This is a genomic window from Pseudomonas marginalis (assembly GCF_001645105.1).
Lineage (GTDB): Bacteria > Pseudomonadota > Gammaproteobacteria > Pseudomonadales > Pseudomonadaceae > Aquipseudomonas > Aquipseudomonas petroselini.
Window position 1 is genome coordinate 211,900 of sequence record NZ_LKEG01000043.1, and the last position, 730, is coordinate 212,629.

At 51.1% G+C, this 730-nt stretch carries 1 pseudogene; it reads right to left on the reverse strand.

Annotation, left to right across the window (positions count from 1 at the left end):
- A pseudogene (locus AO064_RS31575) lies at positions 1 to 237 on the reverse strand (hypothetical protein); the annotation flags it as partial.
- Between the last annotated feature and the right edge of the window lie 493 nt (positions 238 to 730).

Here is a 730-nt window from a genome sequence, read left to right on the forward strand (position 1 = left end):
TCGCAGCATAAAGGCTTGGGCGCGGCGGTGCTGCTCTTCATACTCGATGACCAGTTGATGACCACGGTTGAGCGCCGCATGGGTCAAATAGCCTTGGTGGATGACAGCTTCCTTCCAGCCCAGAGTCGCCATGGCGGCCATCATGTTGGCAGCGGTTTGGATGCTGTAGTTTTGTTGGCGTCTGTCATTACCTACGGCTTTAGCCAAAACGTCAAACTGCCCCGCCCAAAAAAACAACTGCCAAATGCCTACTTGGTAGTAACGCATCCAGTGTGCCAATTCGGAAAGCCATTGCGGGTTTCCCGTTGCAGTGGCAAGTACTTTGTGAGCCCTTGTCACCGACATCCATTCTGCACGAGCATCTGTTGCATTGTTTCTGTTTGGAACCATCATTGAACGCTTCGGCGAAGCATCCTCGCGAGTAACGTACTCGCGAATACCGGCTATCTCATATTCATCCGAGACATGTGGCCCCTTGGCTATGCGCCCCAGCACACTTTTATAAGAAGGCCATTTTGGGTTTACGCCCGAGCGCTCGCACTGAATTATTTCTTGGACCATGGTTCCACCTTAAATTCTGCTACACCTGTTTTACTGAAGGAAATAGGGGTCAGACCACTATTCTTCTATTCTTTTAGCTCACACTTCTTGGGCGTCCTGACACCCCCTGCGAAACTCGTTTACCTAATGCCTGCTCAATCTCGGCCGCAAACTTCTGATCGCCCAAAAC